This is a genomic window from Pseudoxanthomonas dokdonensis (genome assembly GCF_001431405.1).
Taxonomy (GTDB): Bacteria; Pseudomonadota; Gammaproteobacteria; order Xanthomonadales; family Xanthomonadaceae; genus Pseudoxanthomonas_A; species Pseudoxanthomonas_A dokdonensis.
In genome coordinates, this window is record NZ_LDJL01000017.1 from 42124 (window position 1) to 63659 (window position 21536).

The following is a 21536-nucleotide window of genomic DNA, read 5'->3' on the forward strand; positions in this document are numbered from 1 at the left end:
GTCAATGGATGAAAAGCAGGGCAATCAACAGCGGCACGATCAGGCCCAGCCCGACCATCGGCCAGGTCATCCGGCGCTGGCGCGCATGCAGCTGCAGCAGGAACAGGCCGGTGATGCAGAACACCAGGCAGGCGACGGCGAACAAGTCCAGGAACCAGCCCCAGGCCGGCCCGGCATTGCGACCTTTGTGCAGATCGTTGAAGTAGGAAATCCAGCCACGCCGGGTGGCTTCATACTCGACCGCGCCACTTTCGCGATCAATGCTCAGCCACGCGTCACTGCCGGGCCCGGGCATCGACAGATAGATTTCGTCTTGCGACCACTCGGCCGGCTTGCGGCCGATGGCGACGGCCAGCTCCTTGCCCAGCCAGGATGCCGACGCCGATGGCAGTGGTGCATTGCCGTCCGCATGTCCGCGCAGCCCGGCAAGCAGCGGCGCCGGCAGCTGCAATTGCCGGTTGTCGATTTGCGGCTCGGCTTCGATGCGCGAAGCATGATTGAGGGTGATGCCGGTGATGGCGAACAACAGCATGCCGATCAGGCATATCGCCGAACTGATCCAGTGCCACTGGTGCAGCGTGCGCAGCCAGAAGCCGCGACGCTGTTGCTGAATGGCGGCAGTGGAGGTACGCGTGGCGGCCAAGGAAGGACACTCGAAGAGGAGAATCGTGCCATGCATTTAAGCACGAATGAGAATTACTCTCAATTAGGGTGCCTGCCCGCGCGGCCATTGCTGGAAGCGACCGAGCGGGCAGGAGGCGGGCTGCGATGGTCATCGGCCACCGATTGCAGCCAATGGAACGGCTAGACTTCGGCCCAGCGCCGAAGCAGGTTGTGGTAGATGCCGGTGAGTTGCAGCACCGCGGCGCTGTCGGCGCCGGTGCGGGCCAGGGTCTGCACGCAGGTGTCCATTTCGTACAGCATGCGGCGTTGGCTGTCGTCACGGATCATGCTCTGCACCCAGAAGAATGACGCCAACCGCGCACCACGGCTGACCGGCTGCACCCGGTGCAGGCTGCTGGATGGATAGATCACTGCGTCGCCTGCCGGCAGTTTGACCTCGTGCTCGCCATAGGTGTCACTGATGATGAGTTCGCCGCCGTCATATTCGTCCGGCTCGCACAGGAACAGCGTGCAGGATACATCCGAGCGCAGCTGGCTGGCGGCGCTGCCGGCGGTCGCGGCCAGTTGCATGACCGCGCCGTCAACGTGGAAACCATACTGGCCGCCACCCTGGTATCGATTGAAACGTGGCGGCAGCAGCCGCAGCGGCAGCGTGGCGGCGAAAAACAACGGATTGCCCAGCACCGCGGCTTCGATCTGCGCGCCCAGTTGCTGGCGCAACGGTGAGTGATCCGCCAGTTGCTGGTTGCGCTTGACCTGCGCACCCTGGTCGCCGACGGTCTGCCGGCCGTCGACCCAGTCGGCGCCGTCCAGCCGCTGGCGGATGTCGGCGAGCTGTTGCGGAGTCAGGACATCGGGAATGTGCAGCAGCATGGCTAACCTGTAATCCTGCGGTCGGAAGCGGGGCGATGGCGCTCGCCCCGCATGGTACTCAGAAGCGGAAGTCCGCGGTCAACAGCAGCGAACGCGGCGCACCCGGGTTGTAGCGATAACCGCTCTTGTTGATCGACGCGACATAGTCTTCGTCGAGCAGGTTGTAGGCATTCAGGCGCAGATCGAAGTTGCTGCTGAAGGCGTAGCTGACCACGGCATCCAGCACCCAGTAATCCTCGGTGTAGGCCGGGGTGCCGATGGCACCGTCGCTGCCGCGCTTCATCGGGCCCGAATAGCGGGCACCGCCGCCGACGGTCAGGCCGGACGGAAACGCGTAGGTGGTCCACGCGGTAAAAGCCTTGTCCGGGGTGTAGGTGAGCTGGTTGGTACCGTCGGCGGTGATGGTGCTGCCTTCGACCACGCGGGCATCCATGGTGGTGTAGCCGGTGGAGAGCGACCAGTTGTCGGTCAGGCGGCCGACCGCGGAAATCTCGATGCCCTGCACCCGCTTCCTGCCGGTCTGGTAGTACAGCGCGTCAATCGGGTCCTGGACGATCTCGTTGGTCAGTTCGGTGCGGTAGATGGCGGTGCTGAGCAGCAGCTTCTCTCCCAGCAGGTTCCATTTGCTGCCTATTTCGGCGGTGCGTGCTTCCTGTGGATCGAAGTTGGGATTGTTGGCGTTGTTGGCTGAGCTGCTCAACTCCAGGCTGCTGCCCCCGGGCGGCTGCAGCGAGATGGCGTAGTTGGCGTATACGCTTACATCCCTGGAGGGTTTGAACAGCGCACCGACTTTCCAGTTGAACAGCGTGTCGGAGTCATCGGCATCGACACCCGGCACGATGGTGCCGGCGGGCAGTGTGCCGCAGGTGGGTGCGCCACGTCCGCCGCAGGCGACCGTGCTGCGGTATTCGGTTTCGTAGCGTTCCAGGCGCAGGCCGGCGTTCAATTCAAAGAATTCATTGAACTTCATGGTGTCGAACGCATATATCGACGCCGTATCGGTCTGGCCCTCGCTGTGGGCGCCGGTCGGTCCCCAGACCAGACCGCTGACGTCCGGGTCGGGATGGTAAAGGTTGACATCGGGCCAGGTGCTGCCGTCGAGCGCGGCCATGCCGGTGGTTTCCAGCTTCTCACGGGTCAGTTCGACGCCGCTGCTCAGACTGTGCTCGACACGGCCGGTGTCGAACAGCGCGGTGATGTTGAACTGGTTGGTGATGATGGTGTTCTGCTGGTTCTTGAACGTCGGCAGGCTGCGGGCGAAGGTCCAGCTGTCGATGTCATCCGGGTCGGGAATGGTCGGTGCATTGAGCCTGTAAGCGGTCAACATGTAGTCCTGTCGGGTCTTGCCCCAGCGGGTAATGTTGTGCAGGCGCAGACGCTCGTTGAAGTCGTGCTCGAGCCTCAACGTGGCCATGTCGGCGGTGACGTCGTCGTAGTCCGACAGCGTGCCGTAGAAGTTGCTGCTGTCGACCCTGGGGGCTTCACCGATCTGCGGATAGGCCGGGTCCGGGCTGGTGTAGCCGGGCAGGCCGATGGTCGGCACAGCGCCATCGGGCACGTTGTCCTGGTCCACGTGCAGCAGGTTGATGTAGAAGCGGGTCGCGCCATCCAGGCCGAATGCAAGCGACGGCGCGATGCCCCAGCGCTTGTTGTTGACCACATCGCGGCCGGGCACGTCGCTGTCCTGCCACATCGCATTGAGCCGGAATGCGCTGCCGGTCTGCGCTCCCAGAGTCTGGTTCCAGTCGGCGGTCACCCGCTTCTGGTCGTCACTGCCGACCGATACGCCGGCGCTGCTGTGGTTGCGCAGCTGCGGTTGCTTGCTGACCATGTTGATGGCGCCAGTCGGCGACGTACGACCGTTGTCCGGCCCGGACGGGCCTTTGGTGACTTCGACCTGTTCGATGTTGAACACATCGCGTGAAATCGAGCCCAGGTCACGCACGCCGTCGACGAAAATGCTGCTGGAGGCGTCGAAGCCGCGCATGTAAATCGAATCGCCGGTGGTGGTGTTGCCGTTCTCACCCGCATAGAACGTACCAACGCCAGGGCTGTTGCGCAGCACCTCGGTCAGCGTGGTCGCGCCCTGCTGGTTGAACAGCTCGCTGGAGAACACATTGATGGTCTGGGTAGTGTCCAGCAGTGAACGGGTGAACTTGGGCGAGGACAGGCGTTCGGCGCCATAGCCATTGACACCCTTGACCTGCAGCTGGGGCAGGGTGGTGGCATCGGTGTTGGCGTCGTCATTGGCCTGTGCGACGGTTGGCAGGGCCAGCGCCAGGCCGGTCAACAGCGAGGCGGTGGCCAGGCCAGAGGATGCATGCTTGCGCGATTTGATGAGGCTCATGGGATATCCGTTGAAGAGAAGTCCCAGTGGCGATGGCTGTGGGAGGAGAGGGAAGCGTCGGCCGTCGAGCGCCGTGACTCAGCTGCCGCCAAAGCGGCGCGGCCGCGATGTCGGCATGCGCGCAGCCGGGCAGACGGTGCATGGCACGCGGACCGGAATGGCAGCAGACAAATCGAGCACGGGATCAACGACCAGGCGGAGCCAACTGGCCCCATCAGGCTCGCATTCTAGATGAGAATGGTTATCTTTCGCAATCCATGGCGAAGCTGGCCGGCAGGCTGGCACAACACCTGTGCGGGAATCCGCTCAGCCGCGGTCGTCGCGGGTCCACCAGCCGCCGTGTTCCTGCTTGACCGGGAATTTGGCCACTGGCTGGTAAGCGGGAGCGCACAGGGCACGGCCGTCACGGACGTCGAATCTGGCGCCGTGCAGGACGCACTCGATGGTGCCGGCAGTGGCATCGAACTCGCCGGCGGAAAGTTCGAACTCTTCATGGCTGCACTGGTCTTCCAGTGCGTACACCTGGCCATCGAGATTGAGCACCAGAATCGGGGTGCCGGTGACTTCGTCGAAGACGGTTTTCATTTCACCCGGCAGCAATTCTGCGCTGGCGCAGACGAAGGTCCATGATTCGCTCATGCCGGTTGCTCCGCGAATGCGTGGCGAAGATCTTTTTCCAGCACCTCGAAGCGCAGGTCGTCGCGCCTGGGAATGCCGTAACGCTCGTCGCCGTAGGGAAATGGCTTCTTGATGCCAGTGCGGACGTAGCCACGGCGCTGGTAGAAAGCGATCAGCTCATCGCGCACGTCGATCACCGTCATCCGGACGCTGGGCAGTTGCCATTGGCGGGCGACGATGCGTTCGGCTTCGATCATCATCTGCTTGCCGATGCCGTTGCCCTGCTGCCCGGGCCGGACCGAGAACATGCCGAAGTAACCGGCGCCGTCCTCGATCGCCAGATGCGCGCAGGCGAGTATTTGCTGCGCGCCAGCGGGGTCCTGACCATCGCCAGCGCAGCCCAGCAGGATCAGGCTGTCAGGGCGCTGGATGTCGTGGGCCAGGCCATCGGCATCGATGCGCTGGCCGTCGAGCAGGTCGGCCTCGGTGGTCCAGCCCTGGCGACTGGCGTCACCCCGGTACGAGGATGTGACCAGTTCGATCAGGGCAGGGATGTCATCCAGGGTGGCGGTGCGGAAAGTCAGATCGTTCATGGATCGAATTCTAGAGCGTGTCGTGGTCTTTACAATCGCTGTCAAGGCGGGCCGTCTGGTTCTGACGCCCGGGCGGTTCACACCAGCAATCTGCGGACCTTGTTCAGGGCGGCGATGAACTGCTCGATTTCCTCGTGGGTGTTGTAGAACGCCAGCGAGGCACGGCAGGTGGCGGCCACACCGAAGAACTGCAGCAAGGGATGCGCGCAATGCTGGCCGGAACGCACGGCGACCCCTTCCAGGTCCAGCAGCGTCGCCAGGTCATGGGAGTGCGCGCCATCGATCACGAACGACAGGACAGCGGCCTTGTCGGCGGCGGTGCCGAACAGGCGCAGGCCGGGGACCTTCAGCAGTTCCTCGGTCGCGTGTGCGAGCAGCGTGCTTTCGCGTGCCTGGATCGCCTGCATGCCGACCGACTGCAGGTAGTCGACCGCCGCGCCCAGGCCGATGAAACCGGCAATGTTGGGAGTGCCGGCCTCGAACTTGTGTGGCGCGTCGTTGAACACGGTGCCGCCGAAGCTGACTTCCTTGATCATCTCGCCGCCGCCCAGGAACGGTGGCATCGCCTGCAGGTGTTCGCGCCGGGCCCATAGCGCGCCGGTGCCGGTCGGCCCACACATCTTGTGTCCGGTGAAGGCATAGAAGTCGCAACCGATGGCGGCGATGTCGACCGGCCGGTGTGGCACCGCCTGCGAGCCATCGACCAGGGTGGTAATGCCATGCTTGCGCGCCTGCCGGCAGATCTCGCGCACCGGATTGGTGGTGCCGAGCACGTTGGAGACATGGGCGATCGCCAGCAGCTTGACCTGCGGCGTCATCGCCGCATACAGCGCCGGCAGATCCAGCGAGCCATCAGCCAGAACCTCGGCGACCTTGATCACCGCGCCGGTACGTTCGGCGACCAGTTGCCAGGGCACGATGTTGGCGTGGTGTTCCATCCGCGAAACCAGGATCACGTCGCCAGCCCGCAACCTGGGCAATGCCCAGGAGTAGGCGACCAGATTGATCGCGAAGGTGGTGCCGCTGCACAGCACCAGTTCGTTGCCGCGCACGTTGAGGAAGCGCGCCAGCTTGTTGCGTGCGGCCTCGTAGGCTTCGGTGGCTTCGGTGCCGAGGGTGTGCACGGCGCGACTGACGTTGGCGTTGTGCTGGCGATAGAACGCGTCGGTGGCCTCGATCACCGGGGCTGGCTTCTGCCCGGTGTTGGCGCTGTCGAGATAGATCAGCGGCTTGCCGTGCACCTGCCGCGACAGCAGCGGGAAGTCAGCACGTATGCGCGCCCAGTCGATGGCATCGGCGGCGACCGATGCCTGCGCGCTGGCGTCCGTTTGCGGCTTCATGCGCGTTCCAGCCCGGCCAGGGCGACGTCCAGCTGTGCGTCCAGCCATTCGATGATGGCCGCCTCGCCGGTCATCGCCACCGGCTCGCGGCAGAATGCACTGGTCAGCAACTGCTTGGCCTGCTGCTCGCCCAACCCGCGCGAGCGCAGATAGAACAGGGCATTGGCATCCAACTGGCCGACCGTGGCACCGTGCGCGGCCTTGACCTCATCGGCATGGATTTCCAGCACCGGCTGGGTATCGACTTCGGCATGCTCGGACAACAGCAGGTTCTTGTTCGACAACGCCGCATCGGTGCCGTCGGCGCCTTCACGGATCAGGATCCCGCCGCGGAACACGACCCGGCCACGCTCGGCACCGATGCCACGCCAGGTCAGTTCGCAGCAGGTATCGCGGCCGACATGGTCGATGCCCAGCCGGGTATCGATATGGCGGCGGCCATCGGCGAGCAGCACCCCATTGGCCAGCAGGCGCGCGTTGTCACCCTGCAGGCGTACGTTCAACTGGTGGCGCGACAGTGCCGCGCCCAGTTCAACGTCGATGCGGATGTACTGGCTGTCGTTGCCCAGGACTGCGTCAGTGCGTAGTAACTGGGTCGCGCGGGCGCTGTCGCGCTGGCTGCGTGCGTGCGCCAGGCGTGCGCCGTCGGCGATCGTGATCCGGGTCGTGCTGTTGCCCAGGTGGGCATGCTCACCGAGCGCCAACTGATGTTCGACCAGCACCAGTCCGGCGCCGGCACCGATGTCGATCCGGTTGCGCAGGTGCCAGGCCAGGTCGCGTGTTTCTTCACCGTCCTGCGCGCTGACGAATACCAGGTGCAATGGCCTGCTGGCGTAGACCCCGGGCTCGACGTGCAGCAGCAGGCCTTCGCTGGACAACGCCGCGTTGAGACGGGCGAATACGTCATCGCGTTCGAACGCCGTCTGGGCCTTGGCCGCGTCGTCTTCGCCACTGGCCAGCGACTCGGACAACAGGCGCAGGCTGATGCCGTCGGCCAGATCCTTCAACAGCGAGTGCGCGGCCGAGAAGCGACCGTTGATGAACACCGCGCGCGGCGCCGGGATGTGGGCCAGCGCCAGTGGATCCACATGCGGGACGCGTTCGACCGCGGCAAAGCGGCGGCGCTCCAGTGCGCGCAGCGAGGTGTACTTCCAGGCTTCGCTGCGTGGGCCGGGCAGGCCATCGGCCAGCGTCGCATCCAGCAGTTCGCGCTGGCTGGCGTCGCCATCGAAGCCTTCGGCCAGCGATTGCAGTAGTTCACTCATCAGGCGGCCTGCTCCGGAATCACGCGGTCCTTCAACCAGGCATAGCCATGGGCTTCCAGTTGCAGGGCCAGTTCCGGGCCACCGCTTTCGACGATGCGACCGTCGGCCAGCACGTGGACCACGTCCGGCTTGATGTAGTCGAGCAGGCGCTGGTAGTGGGTAATGACCAGGAACGCGCGATCCGGCGAACGCAGCGCGTTGACGCCTTCGGCCACGCTCTTCAATGCGTCGATGTCCAGGCCGCTGTCGGTTTCATCCAGGATCGCCAGCTTCGGTTCCAGCACCGCCATCTGGAAGATTTCGTTGCGCTTTTTCTCGCCACCGGAGAAGCCTTCATTGACACCGCGATGCAGCAGTTCGTCCTTCAGGTGCAGGACCGCCAGTTTCTCGCGCACCAGCTTGAGGAACTGCATCGAATCCAGTTCGGCATCACCGCGTGCCTTGCGCTGCGCGTTCAGCGCCGCGCGCAGGAAGTAGGTGTTGTTGACGCCGGGGATTTCCACCGGGTACTGGAAGGCCAGGAAAACGCCGGCGGCGGCGCGCTCTTCCGGCGACAGCTGCAGCAGGTCGATGCCGTCGTAGGACACCGAGCCGGCGGTGACTTCGTAGCCTTCGCGGCCGGACAGCACGTTGCCCAGCGTTGATTTGCCGGCGCCGTTCGGACCCATGATGGCGTGTACCTGGCCGGGCTGCAGCTGCAGCGACAGGCCCTTGAGGATTTCCTTGCCGGCGACGCTGGCGTGCAGGTTTTCAATGTTCAGCATGATGGTGATCGTCTTTGGAATAGGGGGCGGGAAGCGGGTGCGAGGTCAGAGGTCGTACTCGCCGCGTTCCAGGAACTGTTGCCGCAGGTAGCTCGTGCGCGCCCGGGTCAGCGCGGTTTTGGCGTTGGCGTACAGCATCGGATACATCGAGCCGTACAGCACGCGTGGATTCTCGTCTTGGCCAAGCGGATAGCGCGCCGCCAGATCGGCATCGCGCAACTGTATCCACAGCCGTTGCGCCGACTTGATGTTGGCCAAGGCCACACTCTGGCCGGCATGCCGGTCCATTATCTGCCGGTAGACCTCGTTCAATTCGGCATCGGCCTGGGCCAGCGCCTGGCCGGCACAGGCGTTCAGCTCCATCTGCGAACCGGCGGGATTGCACGCGATGTCGCTGGCGAACACTGGCAGGGTCGTGGCCAGCAACACGACGGCTGGCAGATATTTCATCCGACCGATCCTTCCAGCGACACTTCCAGCAGCTTCTTGGCCTCGACCGCGAACTCCATTGGCAGCTCACGGAACACCTGCTTGCAGAAGCCGTCGACGATCAGGCTGATGGCGTCTTCCTGGCTGATGCCACGGGCGCGGCAATAGAACAGCTGGTCGTCGGAGATCTTGCTGGTGGTGGCTTCGTGTTCCAGCGTCGCGGTCGGGTTCTTGACCTCGATATAAGGGAAGGTATGCGCGCCGCAGCGCTTGCCGATCAGCAGGCTGTCGCACTGGGTGTAGTTGCGCGCGTTGGCGGCGCCGCGTTCCATCCGGACCTGGCCGCGATAGGTGTTCTGGCCACGGCCGGCGCTGATGCCCTTGCTGATGATTTTGGACTTGGTGTTCTTGCCGATGTGGATCATCTTGGTACCGGTATCGGCCTGCTGGCAGTGATGGGTCAGCGCGACCGAATGGAATTCGCCGGCCGAGTCGTCGCCGAGCAGGACGCAGGACGGGTACTTCCAGGTGATCGCCGAACCGGTCTCGACCTGGGTCCAGGTGACCTTGCTGCGCGCACCGCGGCATTCGGCGCGCTTGGTGACGAAATTGTAGATGCCGCCACGGCCTTCCTCGTCGCCCGGGTACCAGTTCTGCACGGTGCTGTATTTGATTTCGGCATCGTCCAGGGTGACCAGTTCGACCACCGCCGCATGCAGCTGGTTTTCATCGCGCATCGGTGCCGTGCAGCCTTCCAGGTAGGACACGTAGCTGCCTGCCTCGGCGATGATCAGGGTGCGCTCGAACTGGCCGGTGTGGCCGGCATTGATGCGGAAGTAGGTGCTCAGCTCCATCGGGCACTTCACCCCCTTGGGAATGAACACGAAGCTGCCATCGGAGAACACCGCCGAGTTGAGCGCGGCGAAGTAGTTGTCGCCGGTCGGCACCACGCTGCCCAGGTACTGCCTGACCAGTTCCGGGTGCTCCTTGATGGCCTCGGACATCGAACAGAAGATGATGCCTTTTTCGGCCAGTTCCTTGCGGAAGGTGGTGCCGACGCTGACCGAGTCGAATACCGCGTCCACCGCCACCCCGGCCAGCCTGGCCCGCTCGTGCAGCGGCACGCCCAGCTTGTCGTAGGTGTCGAGCAGTTCCTGCGGCACTTCGTCCAGCGAGGCGTACTTGGCCTTGGGCGCGCTGTAATAGCTGACCGCCTGGAAATCAATCGGCGCGATCTTCAGCTTGGCCCAGTGCGGCACCGGCATGGTCAGCCAGTGGCGATAGGCGGCCAGGCGCCATTCAGTCATCCACTGCGGTTCTTCTTTCTTGGCCGACAACGCACGCACGACGTCCTCGTCCAGGCCCGGTGGCAGCGAGTCGGATTCGATGTCGGTGATGAAGCCGGCGTCGTAGCGGCGCCCGAGCTGCTCCATGATCTGGGCATTGCGGGGCTCTGCGACGGTCGCTGCATTGGGAGTTTCTATCGGGGTATCGGTGGCCATGGGGCTGCCTGGTTCAGCGGGTGGCGACGTGGACGGCGATGGAACGCTTGCCGTGTTCGTCGGAAAAGGTTGCGGCCGGTTGCAGCATCTGCGCCAGACTGACCCGGCGCAGGGCATCGCCGACCACGTCGTTGATCAGTCGCCAGTTGCTGCGCACGCCACACTGGTGGGCGATGCCGCACTGGCTGTCGTGCTGGCTGCATTCGGTCATCGCCAGCGGCCCTTCCATGGCTTCGACGATTTCAATCAGTGAGATCCTGTCGGCGTCGCGCGCCAGCCGGTAGCCGCCATGCACGCCGCGCAGGCCTTCGACCAGTCCGGCCTGGGCCAGCGGCTTGAGCAGTTTGCTGACGGTGGGCGGTTCCAGGCCGGATTGTTCGGCCAGATCCGCCGCGCTCAACACCTCGCCCGGGCGCGCGGCGAGCACGGTCAGCACGACCGTGGCGTAGTCGGTCAGTTTGGTTACACGCAACATGGGACAGGCCGCATTCGGGAATCATTCTTAAAACGTACCGAAATTGTACTCTTTTACGCCGGGCAGGCCAAGCCGGGTGATTCAGTTGCCATTGCTCGCGGCCACGGTGGTGTTCGACGCCACGGCCGCGCCAGAATCAGGCAGAATCCCTTTTTCGAAATCGCGACGGACGCCCCATGCCCAGCAAAGTTGAAGCCCGCAAATCCGACATCCATGGCAATGGCGTGTTCGCCATCGCCCCGATCAAGAAGGGTGAGCGGGTGGTCGAATACAAGGGTGAACGCCGCACCCATGCCGAAGTCGATGCCGATGTCAGCGGTGACGTCGATTCCGGCCATACGTTCCTGTTCACCCTCAACGACAAGTACGTCATCGATGCCAACTACGGCGGCAACAAGGCGCGCTGGATGAACCACAGCTGCAAGCCCAACTGCGAGGCCGTGATCGAGGAGCATGATGGCAAGAACCGCAAGAAGGACCGGGTGTTCATCGAGGCGATCCGCAACATCAAGCCGGGTGAGGAGCTGACCTACAACTACGGCATCACCCTGGAAGAGAAGCACACCGCCAAGCTGAAGAAGATCTGGGCCTGCCGCTGCGGTGCAAAGAACTGCACCGGCACGATGCTGCAGCCCAAGCGCTGATTGGCGGCTGAAGCCGCGCTGGATACGGCATGGGGATGCCGCAAACGACTGAAAGGTTGCCATGACCAACGACGGTCGTGGCGACGCGACGCGGTCGCTATGGTGCCTGCCATCGATTAAAGGACTGGCAACGATGGGCATCGGCTCACCCACTATCACGACAATGCTGGCCCTGGCCGGGCTGGCGTTGCCAGCCGCGGCTGGCGCGGTCGACATCGATGGCCGGATCGACCCGGATGAATGGGCCCAGGCCCGGCATGTCACCGAGTTCCGCAAGGTCCAGCCGTTCTCCGGAGATCCCGCCTCGCAGGCGACCGAAGCCTGGATCCTGGCCACTCCCGAGGGCCTTGCCATCGCGTTCCGCAACCGCCAGGACGCCAGCGCGCCACGCACCCGCCAGCGCGTGCAGCGTGATTTCGGTGATCAGGTCGATCGGGTCAACCTGATGATCGATTTCGATGGTGATGGCCGCACCGGCTACAACTTCGTGCTGGCCTCGACCGGCGGCATCGGCGATGCAGTCATCACCAACGAGAACAATTTCAACGACGACTGGGATGGCAACTGGCAGCACGCGGTTTCCGAGGACGAGCAGGGCTGGTCGGCGGAGATGCTGATCCCGTGGTACATCGCGCCGATGCAGAGCGCCGATGGCCAGACCCGGCGGATGAAGATCTATCTGGATCGCGTGATTGGCTCCAGTGGCGAACGCGCGGCCTGGCCGCAGGCCAGTTACGAGCGCTCGCGGTTCCTGTCCGAGTTCGAGCCGATTGAAGTGATCAAGTACAGCCAGTCGCTGACCGCGATAACGCCGTATGTCTCGGGTCTGTATGACAACGTCGGCGGCGGCAGCGATTTCGAGGGTGGCGCCGACATCTTCTGGAAGCCCAACGGCCAGTTCCAGGCCACGGCGACCCTCAACCCGGACTTCGGCCAGGTTGAAAGCGACGACCTGGTGGTCAATTTCAGTGCCACCGAAACCTTCATCAGCGACAAGCGGCCGTTCTTCACCGAAAACCAGGGCCTGTTCGAATACACCACGCCATCGGATTTCAGCCAGCTGCTGTATACCCGCCGGGTTGGTGGCCCGGCCGATGATGGCAACGGCGCCGGCGACATCACCGCCGCGGTCAAGCTCAACGGCAGCATCGGCCAGGCCAAGTACGGTGTGTTCTATGCCGACGAAGGCGACGACGCTGGCCGCTCGTTCGCTGCGTTGCGGATGGTCCGCGACTTCAGCAGCCAGAATCTGGGAGTGATGCTGACCCAGGTCGATCGGCCGTACCTGGACCGGCAGGCCACCACCTGGGGGGTGGACCATGACTGGCGACCCAGCGCGCGCTGGAACATCCGCTCGCGGCTGTTCGGCAGCCGCATCGATCAGGCTGGCCAGCGCAGCGACGATACCGGTGCCACCATCTGGGCCGATTACCAGATGGATCACGGCTGGCGCCAGCAGTGGATTGCGATGCATTTCGGCAATGATCTGCAGATCAACGACGCCGGTTATCTGTCGCGCAACAGCCTCAATTACCTGCACTGGGAGTGGCGCAAGCGCTTCGACCAGCTGCCCGAGCGCTCGCGCTACGCCTCCAAGCAATGGCGCTGGCGCGCCAGTACCACCTACAACGATCACGGCCAGCGCCTGAGCAACCAGTTCCGGATGAGCCGCGAAGGCAACCTGCGCAACGGCAGCCACGATTACGCACAGGTCAACGTCAACAGTGCCGGCGTTGACGATCTGCTGACCCGTGGCAACGGGGTGCTGGCGCTGCCACCCAATTTCAATCTGCATTACGAATACGAACGGCCACGCAAGGGACGCTGGGCGCATGAAGTCAATGCCGATCTGGTCACTGGCGGCCTGGCTGGCAACGACGAACTGGGCTATGCGCTGGAGTACGAAGCGACCTATTTCATCAGCGATGCCTTCAGCCTCTACGGCGGCGCCTATGCCGATGAAACCCCGGACTGGCTGGTGTGGCAGGTCGACAATCTGATCGGAAGTTTCCGTGGCCGTGAATGGCATCTCAATGCCGGCATCAACTGGAACATCAGTGCGCGCCAGGAACTGCGGCTGAAGATGCAGGCGCTGGCCCTGGATGCCGACAACCGGGCGGCTTACCGGGTGGCTGGCAACGGCCGGGCAGTGGCCAGCGACGACGCGGTGGAGGATTTCAGCATCGCCAACCTCGGCTTCCAGATCCGCTATCGCTACGAACTGGCGCCGCTGTCCTACCTGTACGTGGTCTATGGCCGCGGCGGCTATGAGCGCAATGATTACGCCGATGATGCGCTGCCGTTGCTGCAGGACAGCTTCGGTCTGCGCGATGACGAACAGTTGCTGGTCAAGCTGTCATACCGTTTCGAGCTGTAGCGGCTTGGCTGACGGACGTGGGCGGCAATGGCGCGATGGTCCCCAGGCCGCTGGCTGCAGGCCCGGCGGTGCGCAGCGGGACTAGGACCACAGGCTGCGACGGGAATGGCTAGCGCGTCGCGTCCAGGCCCAGGCCGCGGATGAATTCGTCCAGCTGCGGCCGCAGCTTGGCGAACATGTCCGGCTGTGCCTGGCGATGCCGGTGCATCAGACCCTGCAGCAGTTGTACCGCCACCACCAGCGCTGATCGTTCGTCGCCACTCAGGCCACGGCTGCGCTGGTTGCTTTCCAGCAGGCGCATCCAGTCCTGCTCGCAGGCCTGGTCGAATTCAATACTGCAGCGCCCGCTGCATGGGAGCCCGTCGGTTTCGACCGGGGTCACGGTGATGCGGTAACGACTGGGTTTGCGGGGCAGGGTCGACATGGCGGCGGTCTGGCGGGAGTGTGCCTACACGATAGGACCGGCCCGCGCCGGCTGCGAGTGGCGTAGCCGCGACGGAGTGTTCCAGCGCCGCCGCGGCGCTGGCTTCAGCCGCCAGCCAGGCAAAAAAAACGGGACGGCAAGCCGTCCCGTCTTCAACACATGTCGCTGGCGCGCAGATCAGGCTGCGGCGTCCTTCAGCTTCTTCAGCGGACGGACCTTGACCTTGACCGAAGCCGGCTTGGCAGCAAACACCTGCTCTTCCTTGGTGAACGGGTTGATGCCCTTGCGCTTGGGCTTGGCCGGCACCGCCACGGCGGTGATCTTCAGCAGGCCCGGCAGGGTGAAGGAACCGGCGCCTTTCTTGTGCACCGAAGCGTGCACGGCCTGTTCCAGCGATGCCAACACTGCGCGGACGTCCTTTGCAGCCACGGAGGTGGCTTCCGAAATGTGGGCGACCAGCCCGGACTTGCTGAGGGCGTCCTTGATCGGCTTCAGCGCGGCCGGCTTTGCAGCGGCTTTCGGTGCAGCTTTCTTGGCGGCCTTTTTGGGCGCTGCTTTCTTGGTGCTCTTTGCCATAGTGTCCTGTCTCTACGCTAGTAAGTGGGTAATCGTGAGCAACTGCTCCGGGCCGGAAACATCCGGCATGCGAAATGTAGGGCAAAGCCCGCGTGTCGCCAAGTCCAAAACGCAAAAAAACCGGCTTTTTCGTACTTTTCATCCCGAACATGACATCGCGGGCGCTTTTTTTGCCTTCGCTGCCCGACCCATGTGATGTCCTTGCTGCAAGACAGCAGCGTTCAATCGTCATCCGCACGCGGGCGATACTGGCTTGTCAGTCGCTGCTGTACCGCCGCCGGCACCGGCTCGTAATGGCTGAATTCGATGGCGTAGCTGCCCCGGCCGGCGCTGATCGACTTGATCTCGGTGGCATAGCCATCCAGTTCCGACAGCGGCACCTGCGCCCGCACCACGATGTCGCCGCGTTCGCTGTCGGTGCCATTGATGCGTGCACGCCGTGCCGCCAGGCCGCCGGTGATGTCACCGACCTGGGCCTCGGGTACCCGCACTTCCAGGTCAACGATCGGTTCAAGCAGTTGTGGCCTGGCCTTGGCAATCGCCTCCAGGAACGCTTTGCGACCGGCCACCACGAACGCGACTTCCTTGCTGTCGACTGGATGGTGCTTGCCGTCACGTACAGTCACGCGCACATCCTGCAGCGGGTAACCGGCGATGGCGCCGCTGTCGAGCACCTGGCGCACGCCTTTCTCCACCGCGGGGATGAATTGCCCCGGAATGGTGCCGCCCTTGACCGCGTCGATGAACTCGAAACCCTGGCCACGCGGCAGTGGTTCCACGCTCAACTGCACTTCACCAAACTGGCCGGCACCGCCGCTCTGCTTCTTGTGCCGGTGCTGGCCATCGGCGCTGGCGGCAATGGTTTCACGGTAGGCGATGCGCGGCGGATGGGTAGTGACCTCAACGCCATGTCGTTCCTTCAGCCGCTCCAGCATGACCCGCAGGTGCAGGTCGGACAGGCCGCGAATCACGGTTTCGTTGAGCTCGGCATTGTGTTCGACGACGAAGGCCGGGTCTTCCTCGGCCAGCTTGGCCAGGGCGAGCGCCAGTTTCTGTTCCTGGCCCTTGCTGGTGGCCTCGATCGCCAGGCCGAACATCGGTGCCGGCAGCTCCAGCGGGGCCAGGTGCACCTGGTCCTCGTCGTGGCTGTCATGCAGCAGCGCATCGAAATGCAGATCATCGATGCGGGCGATGGCGGCGATGTCACCGGCGATGGCGGCGTCGATTTCCTCGTGATCCTTGCCGCGGATGCGGTAAAGGTGCGCCACCTTGAACGGTTTGCGGGCCTCGTCCAGCAGCAGCGAGGCGTCCTTGCGCACCGAGCCCTGGTAGACCCGGAAGATACCCAGCTTGCCGACGAACGGATCGTTGATCAGCTTGAACACGTCGGCGATGACATGGCCATCGGCGGTGGCGTGGGCGCTGAAGCGGACGCTGCCGGTACCGTGGCCACGGACCAGCGCCGGCGGATTGGCCTCGGTCGGATTGGGGAACAGTGATTCGATGATCGCCAGCAGTTCGGCCACGCCGGTGCCAGTGCGCGCGGAGACGAAACACACCGGCAGCAGATGGCCTTCGCGCAGGCATTGTTCGAACGCGTCGTGCAGTTGCTGGCCTGACAGAGCCTGTTCGCCGGCATCCAGGAACCGCTCCATTACGCTCTCGTTGACTTCGACCACCTGGTCGATGATGTGCTGGTGCCAGCGGGCGACGTCTCCCAGATCGCAGTCACCGTCGGACTGGCGGAAGCAATCGACCACCCGACGGCCGTTGTCGGCGGGCAGATTGAGCGGCAGCGCTTCCGGCCCCAGTTGTTCGCGCAGCCCGGCCAGCACCCGCGCGCAGTCGGCATCGTCCTGATCAATCTTGTTGACCACGATGGCGCGGCACAGGCCACGCTGGCGGGCGCGCTCCAGCAGTCGGCGGCCACCATGGGTCAGGCCGCTGTCGGCGTCGATCACGATTACCGCGGTGTCGGTGACCGACAATGCCGACAGCGCTGGACCGCGGAAATCCGGATAGCCCGGGGTATCGATCAGATTGAGGTGGATGCCGCCGTGATCGAAGCTGGCAATGGCGCTGTCCAGCGAATGGCGCCGGCTCTTTTCCATCGGATCATGGTCGGACACGGTGTTGCCGCGTTCGATGGTGCCTGTCGCTTGCAACTGGCCGCCGGCATGCAGCAGGGCTTCGAACAACGTGGTTTTGCCGGTGCCCGCATGGCCTGCCAGGGCGAGGTTGCGGATGTCTTGGGTGGTGTATGACATGAGGCCGGACTCCTGATCGTGATCGAGGAAGTGCCTGCGCGGGGCAGGTGGCCGTCACGGCGAGCCGGGCAACGCATGCGGACACAGCGGCGCATGCACGGGCGGCAGCCCGGCCGGTGGTCATGGCGGGCAGACAGCATCGGCAGCTGCGTCGCGGCGGTCAAGCCGCAGTGCGGTATCGGCTATGCCGGCGATGGCCTGGCCCGGATCATCAAAAAAGCACGGGGCGCGTTCTACACTGCGGATTCCTTGTCCGATTATTTTTTTCTGGGAGGGTATCGAGATGACACTCAAACGCTACGCCGAAGCGGTCTGGACGGGCGACCTGCAAAGCGGCCAGGGCGCATTGACCACGCCGCAAAGCGGCCTGTTCGACGCCCAGCCGTATTCATTCAAGACCCGCTTTGGCGATGCCAAGGGCACCAATCCGGAGGAATTGCTGGCTGCCGCGCATGCCGGTTGTTTCAGCATGGCGCTGTCGGCGATGCTCGGCCAGCAGGGCTTCGCGGTCGAGGCCATCCAGAGCCGGGCCGAAGTATCGATGGATCCGGGCATGCAACCGGGGCCGACCATCACCGGCATCCGCTTGATCGTATCGGCCAGGGTCCCGGGCATCGACGTCGCCCGCTTCGAGGCGATCGCCGGGCAAGCCAAGGCCGGCTGCGTGATTTCACGCGCGCTGTCGGTGCCGGTGACGCTGCAGGCCAATCTGATCGAATAAGCCATCCCGGCCTGACCTGATGAGCTGGCCAGCATCAGCGGTTGTTGCTCGCTGCTGCAGCAGGCATAGTCGCGGCAACCAGAACAACTGGCACAGCCGGGGAGGCTTGCATGCGTCGTGGTCTTTTGCTGATGGTGTGTTGCAGTGTCTGTGCGCTGGCGTCGGCGGCCGACACGGTGACGGTGCTGACCGCCGAACGCATCCACACCCTGGATCCGGCCCAGCCGCTGGTGCAGGCGATGGCCTGGGACGGCGAGGGCAAACTGCTGGCGCTGGGCAGCCGTGAACAGCTGCTGGGCCGTTTTGCCGACGCGCGTCGGGTTGAGGCGAATGGCAGCACGGTGATTCCCGGTCTGATCGATGCGCACGGCCACATCATGGGGCTGGGCTATGCGCTGACCCGCGCCGATCTGACCGGCACCGCCAGCAAACAGCAAATCGTCCAGCGGCTGCGCGACTATGCCGCGCAGTTGGCGCCGGGTGCGTGGCTGCTCGGCGGCGGTTGGGACCAGAACGACTGGGCGCAGAAGTCCTTTCCCGATGCCGCCGACCTGGATGCGGCATTCCCGGATCGGCCGGTCTGGCTGGAGCGGGTGGACGGCCATGCCGGTTGGGCCAACAGTGCAGCCCTGCGTGCGGCCGAAGCTGGCGCGGGCAAATCGCTGGCCGGCGACTGGCAGCCCGACGGTGGCCGCATCGAACGCATCGATGGCCAGCCCAGCGGCGTGTTGATCGACGGCGCGATGGCGCTGGTCAATGCGGTGGTGCCGGCGCCGACCGCCGCACAGCGCGAACAGGCATTGACCACGGCGTTGCAGGCGGCGGTCAGCAATGGCCTGACCGGCGTCCATGACATGGGCGTGTCGCGCGAGGATCTGGCGTTGATGAAGCAGCTGGCGGATCAGGGCCGATTGCCGTTGCGCATCGACGCCTATGCCGACGGCGACCATGCCGCGCTGGACGATCTGTGCCACAACGGACCGTACCGTCATCCGGGCGGGCGTTTGCAGATGGATGGCGTCAAGCTGTATATCGATGGTGCGCTCGGCAGTCGTGGTGCGGCTTTGCTGCAGGATTACAGCGACGATCATGGCAACCGCGGCCTGCTGGTCACCGATCCACAGACCTACGCGGCCGACGTCGCAAAAGCCCGTGCCTGCGGCGTCCAGGTAGCCACCCATGCGATCGGCGATCGTGGCAACCGGATTGTGCTCGACACCTACCAGAAGGTGCTCGGCACGCATGCCGGCGACGACCACCGCTGGCGGATAGAGCATGCCCAGGTGCTGGCCCCGGAAGATCTGCCACGGTTGGCCCGGTTGGGCGTGATCGCCTCGATGCAGCCGACCCATGCGACCTCGGACATGCCATGGGCGCAGGATCGGCTGGGGCCGGAGCGGATCCACGGCGCCTATGCATGGCAGGCGTTGCTGGACAGTGGTGCGCGGTTGGCGCTGGGTTCGGATTTCCCGGTGGAATCGCCGGACCCACGACTGGGCCTGTATGCGGCGGTCACCCGCCAGGATCGCGATGGCCAGCCACCGGGCGGCTGGTTGCCGGAGCAGCGATTGAGCATCGCCCAGGCGCTGGCCGGTTTTACCCGTGACGCGGCGTTTGCCGGTGGCGATGAAGACGTGGTCGGCACCTTGGTTGCGGGAAAACGCGCCGATTTCGTCATCCTGCGCCAGGACCCGCTGACCCTGGAGCCGGCGCAGCTGGATGCGATGGACATCGAATCGACCTGGGTCGACGGTGCGGCGGTCTACCAGCGCAAGTGAGCGAGGCCGGACGGCAGCGTGCGCGGGAGGGCGACCATGAAACGTTCGCTCACCAGTCCAGCTGCCCGCTGACCACGGTCTGCACGCAGCCGCCGGACCAGACGTCACCTGCGGCGTCGACGTGCAGTACCAGCCGCGCATCGTGGCCGACTTCGCGACCCTGGCTGACGGTGTAGGTGTCGCCGCCACCGGGCATCGCGCCGCGCGAGGCCAGCCATGCCGCCAGCGTCGCATTGGCGGCACCGGAGGCGGCATCCTCGAAGGCCGCGGTGGCGCCGACAAACGCGCGCACCGCCAGATCGTAGGGTTGTCCGTGGCAACGCGCATACGCGCACACGCCCATGCTGTCAGTGGCCTTGGCCAGCGCCATGATGGCAATCCAGTCCGGCTGGGCCGCGCGCAGGCTGGCTTCGTCGCGCAGTTCGGCCAGCCACCAGCGGCGGCCGCCGTCCATCAGCACCGGCGGCAACGCCCCGGCCGGCATGCCCTTGAGCGCATCGCCCAACACCGGCAGTGTCGCCACATCGCCCAACTGCACGACATGCGCGCGCGGCGTGCGCACCGCAATGCTGCGGTCCTTGCCGCTTCCGGTCACCCGTAGTGGCAACAAGCCGGCGATGCCCTGCTGGACCAGCATGCCATCAACCGCGCTGGCGATACCGGCATCGAGCACCGCGTGTGCGGTACCGACGCTGGGATGGCCGGCAAACGGCACTTCCCGGCGTGGGCTGAACATCCGGATCGCATAGCTGGCACCGGCTTCGCTGGGCGGGAACACGAACGTGGTTTCCGGCAGCCGGGTCCAGCGCGCGATCGCCTGCATGGTGGCGTCGTCCAGGCCGTCGGCCTGCAGCACCACCGCCAACGGATTGCCGGCACCGGGCTGATCGGCAAACACGTCCACCTGGACGAAACGGCGTGAGGTCATGACGGAACACTCGAAAGGGCTGGGCAGCTTACCAACTGAGCGTGCCCTGGATGACCAACTGCACCTGACCGCCGATCCAGACCTCGCCTTGCGCATCCACCCGCAGTTGGATACGGCCGTCGCGTTGCAGCTCGCGTCCCTGGCTGGCCAGATAGTGGTCGTGGCCACCCGGCAGGCGGCCGGCCGCAGCCAATGCATGGGCGATGCAGGCATTGGCGCTGCCGGTGACCGGATCTTCAGGCACGTTGTCGGCCGGACAGAAGGCGCGGGTAACCAAGGCTGCCTGCCCGGCGTCGGCGGCAGCGGTCAGCGCGAACACGGCCAGCCCGACCGCGCCGGTATCGCGGCTCAACGCGGCGATCGCGGCCAGGTCCGGTTGCAACCGGCGGACCTCGCTGGCATCGGCCAGTTCCACCAGCCACCAGCCTGGGCCGTTGTTCCACAGGGCCGCGCCCAGCTGGCCGATGCGCGCGCCAGGCAGCCAGCGCGAGCAGGCATCGCCGGTCGCGGCCGGTATCGGCATCCGGCGTGCGGCCGGTGTGCGCAGCTCGATGATGCGGCTGCCCGCGAGCACGCTGTTGCGGACCGGCAGCACGCCGGCGGCGCACTCCTGCTGCAGTTCCGCAACTTCGTCGACCAGGCCCGCATGCAGGGCCGCCCAGGCCGCACCAACGCTGGGATGGCCGGCGAATGGCAGTTCCTGGCCGGGGGTGAAGATACGGATGCGGTAGCGCTGGCCGGGTTGTTCGACCGGCAGGAAAAACACCGTTTCCGACACGTTCAACCAGGCCGCCATTGACTGCATCGCGGCACTGTCGAGGCCGTCGCTGTCCAGGATCACGGCGAGCGGATTGCCGGCGCCGGGGCGGTCGGCGAACACATCCAGTTGCAGGTAGCGGCGGGTGGTCATCGAATGGTTGCTCATGAAAGGAGTTGCGGGGCGGTGTGGAGACACGCTGAAGCAGGTTTTTCAGGGCGATTTACCGGTGGC

20 protein-coding genes are annotated in these 21536 nt (G+C 64.8%); 4 read left to right on the forward strand and 16 right to left on the reverse strand.

What is annotated here, in order from left to right:
- Position 1 precedes the first annotated feature (1 nt).
- The 11 genes from ABB29_RS14550 to ABB29_RS14600 all read right to left on the reverse strand — a co-directional run bounded on the left by ABB29_RS14550 (position 2) and on the right by ABB29_RS14600 (position 10830).
- Positions 2-643, reverse strand: coding sequence for a PepSY-associated TM helix domain-containing protein (locus ABB29_RS14550; protein ID WP_057660332.1), 642 nt, complete (start codon positions 641-643; stop codon positions 2-4).
- Between the two features lie 161 nt (positions 644-804).
- Positions 805-1497: a Fe2+-dependent dioxygenase gene (locus ABB29_RS14555; protein WP_057660333.1), complete on the reverse strand. Its 693-nt coding sequence runs from the start codon at positions 1495-1497 to the stop codon at positions 805-807.
- Between the two features lie 58 nt (positions 1498-1555).
- Positions 1556-3844, reverse strand: coding sequence for a catecholate siderophore receptor Fiu (locus ABB29_RS14560; protein ID WP_057660334.1), 2289 nt, complete (start codon positions 3842-3844; stop codon positions 1556-1558).
- A 306-nt stretch (positions 3845-4150) separates the two neighbouring features.
- On the reverse strand, positions 4151-4483 hold the full coding sequence (locus tag ABB29_RS14565) for a non-heme iron oxygenase ferredoxin subunit (protein WP_057660336.1): 333 nt from the start codon (positions 4481-4483) through the stop codon (positions 4151-4153).
- On the reverse strand, positions 4480-5055 hold the full coding sequence (locus tag ABB29_RS14570; protein WP_057660338.1) for a GNAT family N-acetyltransferase: 576 nt from the start codon (positions 5053-5055) through the stop codon (positions 4480-4482). The genes ABB29_RS14565 and ABB29_RS14570 overlap by 4 nt, the downstream gene beginning before the upstream one ends.
- 77 nt (positions 5056-5132) lie before the next feature.
- Positions 5133-6395, reverse strand: coding sequence for a cysteine desulfurase (locus ABB29_RS14575; protein WP_057660340.1), 1263 nt, complete (start codon positions 6393-6395; stop codon positions 5133-5135).
- Entirely contained in the window at positions 6392-7660 is a 1269-nt protein-coding gene (gene sufD, locus ABB29_RS14580) for a Fe-S cluster assembly protein SufD (RefSeq protein ID WP_057660342.1), read from the reverse strand. Before sufD ends, ABB29_RS14575 begins: the two co-directional genes overlap by 4 nt.
- Positions 7660-8424: a Fe-S cluster assembly ATPase SufC gene (gene sufC, locus ABB29_RS14585; RefSeq protein ID WP_057660344.1), complete on the reverse strand. Its 765-nt coding sequence runs from the start codon at positions 8422-8424 to the stop codon at positions 7660-7662. The genes sufD and sufC overlap by 1 nt, the downstream gene beginning before the upstream one ends.
- Before the next feature lie 45 nt (positions 8425-8469).
- Positions 8470-8874, reverse strand: a complete 405-nt coding sequence (locus ABB29_RS14590; protein ID WP_057660346.1) for a lysozyme inhibitor LprI family protein — start codon at positions 8872-8874, stop codon at positions 8470-8472.
- Positions 8871-10355 (reverse strand): Fe-S cluster assembly protein SufB, encoded by a 1485-nt coding sequence (gene sufB, locus ABB29_RS14595; RefSeq protein WP_057660347.1) that lies wholly within the window; start codon positions 10353-10355, stop codon positions 8871-8873. The genes ABB29_RS14590 and sufB overlap by 4 nt, the downstream gene beginning before the upstream one ends.
- Before the next feature lie 13 nt (positions 10356-10368).
- Positions 10369-10830: an SUF system Fe-S cluster assembly regulator gene (locus ABB29_RS14600; protein WP_057660349.1), complete on the reverse strand. Its 462-nt coding sequence runs from the start codon at positions 10828-10830 to the stop codon at positions 10369-10371.
- A 176-nt stretch (positions 10831-11006) separates the two neighbouring features.
- On the opposite strand from ABB29_RS14600, the gene ABB29_RS14605 reads away from it, so the two are divergent.
- Complete coding sequence (locus ABB29_RS14605) at positions 11007-11474, forward strand: SET domain-containing protein (protein WP_057660351.1); 468 nt, start codon at positions 11007-11009, stop codon at positions 11472-11474.
- Positions 11475-11535: 61 nt separating this feature from the next.
- Entirely contained in the window at positions 11536-13851 is a 2316-nt protein-coding gene (locus tag ABB29_RS14610) for a DUF5916 domain-containing protein (RefSeq protein WP_245622649.1), read from the forward strand.
- A gap of 109 nt (positions 13852-13960) precedes the next feature.
- Here ABB29_RS14610 and ABB29_RS14615 read toward each other — a convergent pair whose 3' ends face one another.
- The 3 genes from ABB29_RS14615 to fusA form a co-directional block, all read right to left on the reverse strand.
- Positions 13961-14275, reverse strand: coding sequence for a DUF3861 family protein (locus ABB29_RS14615; RefSeq protein ID WP_057660354.1), 315 nt, complete (start codon positions 14273-14275; stop codon positions 13961-13963).
- 177 nt (positions 14276-14452) lie between these two features.
- Positions 14453-14851 (reverse strand): HU family DNA-binding protein, encoded by a 399-nt coding sequence (locus tag ABB29_RS14620; RefSeq protein ID WP_057660356.1) that lies wholly within the window; start codon positions 14849-14851, stop codon positions 14453-14455.
- Positions 14852-15072: 221 nt separating this feature from the next.
- Positions 15073-17118: an elongation factor G gene (gene fusA, locus ABB29_RS14625; protein ID WP_057660358.1), complete on the reverse strand. Its 2046-nt coding sequence runs from the start codon at positions 17116-17118 to the stop codon at positions 15073-15075.
- A 283-nt stretch (positions 17119-17401) separates the two neighbouring features.
- On the opposite strand from fusA, the gene ABB29_RS14630 reads away from it, so the two are divergent.
- Positions 17402-17839 (forward strand): OsmC family protein, encoded by a 438-nt coding sequence (locus ABB29_RS14630; RefSeq protein ID WP_057660360.1) that lies wholly within the window; start codon positions 17402-17404, stop codon positions 17837-17839.
- 110 nt (positions 17840-17949) lie between these two features.
- Positions 17950-19617, forward strand: coding sequence for an amidohydrolase (locus ABB29_RS14635; protein ID WP_057660361.1), 1668 nt, complete (start codon positions 17950-17952; stop codon positions 19615-19617).
- 49 nt (positions 19618-19666) lie between these two features.
- Here ABB29_RS14635 and ABB29_RS14640 read toward each other — a convergent pair whose 3' ends face one another.
- Together ABB29_RS14640 and ABB29_RS14645 are read right to left on the reverse strand one after the other, a co-directional pair.
- Positions 19667-20545, reverse strand: a complete 879-nt coding sequence (locus ABB29_RS14640) for a PhzF family phenazine biosynthesis protein (protein ID WP_057660363.1) — start codon at positions 20543-20545, stop codon at positions 19667-19669.
- Between the two features lie 28 nt (positions 20546-20573).
- On the reverse strand, positions 20574-21455 hold the full coding sequence (locus ABB29_RS14645) for a PhzF family phenazine biosynthesis protein (protein WP_057660534.1): 882 nt from the start codon (positions 21453-21455) through the stop codon (positions 20574-20576).
- Between the last annotated feature and the right edge of the window lie 81 nt (positions 21456-21536).

Coding starts and splice junctions, on each gene's coding strand:
- ABB29_RS14555 (WP_057660333.1), bottom strand. CDS start 1,497: ATGCTGCTGCACATTCCCGATGTCCTGACTCCGCAACAGCTCGCCGAC.
- ABB29_RS14560 (WP_057660334.1), bottom strand. CDS start 3,844: ATGAGCCTCATCAAATCGCGCAAGCATGCATCCTCTGGCCTGGCCACC.
- ABB29_RS14565 (WP_057660336.1), bottom strand. CDS start 4,483: ATGAGCGAATCATGGACCTTCGTCTGCGCCAGCGCAGAATTGCTGCCG.
- ABB29_RS14570 (WP_057660338.1), bottom strand. CDS start 5,055: ATGAACGATCTGACTTTCCGCACCGCCACCCTGGATGACATCCCTGCC.
- ABB29_RS14575 (WP_057660340.1), bottom strand. CDS start 6,395: ATGAAGCCGCAAACGGACGCCAGCGCGCAGGCATCGGTCGCCGCCGAT.
- sufD (WP_057660342.1), bottom strand. CDS start 7,660: ATGAGTGAACTACTGCAATCGCTGGCCGAAGGCTTCGATGGCGACGCC.
- sufC (WP_057660344.1), bottom strand. CDS start 8,424: ATGCTGAACATTGAAAACCTGCACGCCAGCGTCGCCGGCAAGGAAATC.
- ABB29_RS14590 (WP_057660346.1), bottom strand. CDS start 8,874: ATGAAATATCTGCCAGCCGTCGTGTTGCTGGCCACGACCCTGCCAGTG.
- sufB (WP_057660347.1), bottom strand. CDS start 10,355: ATGGCCACCGATACCCCGATAGAAACTCCCAATGCAGCGACCGTCGCA.
- ABB29_RS14600 (WP_057660349.1), bottom strand. CDS start 10,830: ATGTTGCGTGTAACCAAACTGACCGACTACGCCACGGTCGTGCTGACC.
- ABB29_RS14605 (WP_057660351.1), top strand. CDS start 11,007: ATGCCCAGCAAAGTTGAAGCCCGCAAATCCGACATCCATGGCAATGGC.
- ABB29_RS14610 (WP_245622649.1), top strand. CDS start 11,536: ATGACCAACGACGGTCGTGGCGACGCGACGCGGTCGCTATGGTGCCTG.
- ABB29_RS14615 (WP_057660354.1), bottom strand. CDS start 14,275: ATGTCGACCCTGCCCCGCAAACCCAGTCGTTACCGCATCACCGTGACC.
- ABB29_RS14620 (WP_057660356.1), bottom strand. CDS start 14,851: ATGGCAAAGAGCACCAAGAAAGCAGCGCCCAAAAAGGCCGCCAAGAAA.
- fusA (WP_057660358.1), bottom strand. CDS start 17,118: ATGTCATACACCACCCAAGACATCCGCAACCTCGCCCTGGCAGGCCAT.
- ABB29_RS14630 (WP_057660360.1), top strand. CDS start 17,402: ATGACACTCAAACGCTACGCCGAAGCGGTCTGGACGGGCGACCTGCAA.
- ABB29_RS14635 (WP_057660361.1), top strand. CDS start 17,950: ATGCGTCGTGGTCTTTTGCTGATGGTGTGTTGCAGTGTCTGTGCGCTG.
- ABB29_RS14640 (WP_057660363.1), bottom strand. CDS start 20,545: ATGACCTCACGCCGTTTCGTCCAGGTGGACGTGTTTGCCGATCAGCCC.
- ABB29_RS14645 (WP_057660534.1), bottom strand. CDS start 21,455: ATGACCACCCGCCGCTACCTGCAACTGGATGTGTTCGCCGACCGCCCC.